At 68.6% G+C, this 2,663-nt stretch carries 5 protein-coding genes; 2 read left to right on the forward strand and 3 right to left on the reverse strand.

Features of this window, described 5'->3' with window-relative positions; translation table 11 throughout:
* The coding region (locus tag DQP56_RS23725; protein WP_165825133.1) for a TetR/AcrR family transcriptional regulator at nt 1–185 on the reverse strand (185 nt) is incomplete at its 3' end.
* A gap of 78 nt (nt 186–263) precedes the next feature.
* Here DQP56_RS23725 and trpS point away from each other — a divergent pair.
* Together trpS and yhjD are read left to right on the forward strand one after the other, a co-directional pair.
* Nucleotides 264–1,286, forward strand: a complete 1,023-nt coding sequence (gene trpS, locus DQP56_RS23730) for a tryptophan--tRNA ligase (protein WP_112689508.1) — start codon at nt 264–266, stop codon at nt 1,284–1,286.
* Between the two features lie 3 nt (nt 1,287–1,289).
* Nucleotides 1,290–2,195 (forward strand): inner membrane protein YhjD, encoded by a 906-nt coding sequence (yhjD, locus tag DQP56_RS23735; protein WP_112689510.1) that lies wholly within the window; start codon nt 1,290–1,292, stop codon nt 2,193–2,195.
* An 8-nt stretch (nt 2,196–2,203) separates the two neighbouring features.
* Here the strand turns inward: yhjD and DQP56_RS23740 are convergent, their stop codons facing one another.
* Together DQP56_RS23740 and DQP56_RS23745 are read right to left on the reverse strand one after the other, a co-directional pair.
* Nucleotides 2,204–2,476: a GNAT family N-acetyltransferase gene (locus DQP56_RS23740; RefSeq protein ID WP_112689512.1), complete on the reverse strand. Its 273-nt coding sequence runs from the start codon at nt 2,474–2,476 to the stop codon at nt 2,204–2,206.
* A gap of 8 nt (nt 2,477–2,484) precedes the next feature.
* Entirely contained in the window at nt 2,485–2,643 is a 159-nt protein-coding gene (locus DQP56_RS23745; RefSeq protein WP_435673908.1) for an amidohydrolase family protein, read from the reverse strand.
* Between the last annotated feature and the right edge of the window lie 20 nt (nt 2,644–2,663).

Raw genomic sequence — 2,663 nt, forward strand, 5'->3', positions numbered from 1 at the left:
CGGATCTGCGTATCCGCGGCCATCAGCCCGGCCCGCGACCCGAACCCGTGGTAGACCGCGCCGTTGGAGGCTCCGGTCGTCTCGGAGACGGCCCGGATCGTCACCGCCGTTGGGCCGGACCGCGCCGCCAGCGACTCGACGGCGTCCAGCACCCGGCCAGGGTCGTGCACACGCGGGCGGGCCATGGCGGCCACCATAACAGAGCGATTGCTCTGTTACCAGGTGCGCCCACCGCCGCACCGGCGTGACAGGATCGAGAAACCATGAGCACTTCCGCAACCCGCCCCGTCGTCTTCTCCGGCGTCCAGCCCACCTCGGCGTCGCTGCACCTCGGCAACGCGCTGGGGGCGATCACCCACTGGGCGGAGCTACAGGACGACCACGATGCGCTGTTCTGTGTCGTCGACATGCATGCCATCACCGTCCCGGGCTGGGACCCCGAGATGCTGCGCCGCAGCACGCTGGTGACCGCCGCGCAGTACCTGGCGCTGGGCATCGACCCGGCCCGCAGCGCGATCTTCGTCCAGAGCCACGTACCGGCGCATGCCGAACTGGCCTGGGTGCTGGGCTGTTTCACCGGATTCGGCCAGGCCTCGCGGATGACGCAGTTCAAGGACAAGTCGGCCAAGCAGGGCTCAGACTCGACGACCGTGGGCTTGTTCACCTACCCGGTGCTGATGGCCGCCGACGTGCTGCTCTACGACACCGACGTGGTGCCGGTCGGCGAGGACCAGCGGCAGCACCTGGAACTGGCCCGCGACGTCGCGCAGCGGTTCAACGCCCGCTTCCCCGACACCTTCGTCGTCCCCGAACCGATGATTCCCAAGGCCACCGCCAAGATCTACGACCTGGCCGACCCGACGGCGAAGATGAGCAAATCCGCGGCCACCGACGCCGGCCTGATCAGCCTGCTCGACGACCCGGCGAAAAGCGCCAAGAAGATCCGCTCGGCGGTCACCGACTCGGAGCGCGAGATCCGCTACGACCCGCAGGCCAAGCCCGGGGTCTCCAACCTGCTGACCATCCAGTCGGCGATCACCGGTGACAGCGTCGAGAAACTGGTGGAAGGCTACGCCGGCCGCGGCTACGGCGACCTGAAGAAGGAGACCGCCGAGGCCGTCGCCGACTTCGTGACGCCGATCAAGGCGCGGGTGGACGAACTGCTGGCCGACCCGGGTGAACTGCAGTCGGTGCTGGCCGCCGGCGCCGAACGTGCCAATGCGGTGGCCGCGGCCACCATCGCGCGGGTCTACGACCGGGTGGGATTCCTGCCGCCGCCGGCATGAGTCATGAATAACGCCGCCACAGACCAGGCCGACGGGTCCAAACCGGGCATCCTCGACCGGCTTCGGTCGCGTTACGGCTGGTTCGACCATGTGATGCGGGCGCAGCAGCGCTACGACGAGTGTCAGGGCAACTTCTTCGCCGCCGGGATGAGCTACTACACCATCTTCGCGCTGTTCCCGTTGGCGATGGTGGGGTTCTCCGTCGGCGGCTTCCTGCTAGCGCGGCGGCCCGAGGTGCTCGACGAAATCGAGCGCCGCATCAAGCACTCCATTCCCGGCGAGTTCGGCGACGAGCTGGTGACCTTGATGGACACCGCTATCGGATCGCGCGCCTCGGTGGGTGCCATCGGCCTGGCGACGGCCGCCTGGGTGGGCCTGACCTGGATGGCCAACCTGCGCGAGGCGCTCTCCGAGATGTGGGAAAAACGTTCGGAGAAACAGGGTTTCGTCTCGTCGAAACTGTCGGACCTGGTTGCGATGGTGTGGGCGTTCGGCGCCATGCTCGTCACCATTGGGCTGACCGCGCTGGCCGATCCGAAGCTGATGCGCAAGATCCTGCGCTGGCTCGGTGTTCCTGACTTCGATCTGCTGGGCGCCTTGTTGCGGGTCGCATCGGTCGGGATGGCGGTAGGGGTGTCGTGGCTGTTGTTCACCTGGATGATCGCCCGGCTGCCCCGGGAGTCGGTCAGCCTGGCCAGCGCCGCGCGGGCCGGCGCGATCGCCGCGGTCGGCTACGAGCTGTTCAAGCAGGCCGGCTCGGTGTATCTGCAGTCGGTGGTCAACGGGCCGGCCGGGGCGGTGTTCGGCCCGGTGCTGGGCCTGCTGGTGTTCGCCTACGTCACCACCCGGCTGATCCTGTTCGCCACCGCCTGGGCGGCGACGTCGGCGGACAACCTGCGCGTGGATTGACCCCCACCTCAGCCGGCATACTCCGGGTGCTTGCCGACGTAGGCCTCCACAAACGAGCAGCTCGGCACGATCCGCTTGCCCGCAGCCCGGGTGTCGGCCAGCGCGAAGGCGATCAGCTTGGTGGCCAGCCCCTGGCCACCGAACGCCTTGTCGATCTCGGTGTGGTGGAAGTCCCGCTGATCGCCGCTGTCGCGGTAGGCGGCCAGCCCGGCCCGCACGCCGTCGACGCTGATCTCATAGCGGTGCTGCTCGGGAACATCGGTGATCGTCGGCTCGCTCATGGTTCTCCTTACCTCAGCCACATTCCGCGGCGCATCACCCGCACCAGCTGCAGGTCGGCATCCATCACCACCAGATTAGCCGCGGACCCGACGGCCAAAACCCCGGCGCCGGCGAGGCCGAGCACCCGGGCCGGGGTGGTCGCGGTCATGCGCACCGCCGCGGCCAGCGCCGCGTCGTTCTCGGTGG

Source organism: Mycolicibacter senuensis, from assembly GCF_003284925.1.
In the GTDB taxonomy this organism is placed as follows: Bacteria; Actinomycetota; Actinomycetes; order Mycobacteriales; family Mycobacteriaceae; genus Mycobacterium; species Mycobacterium algericum_A.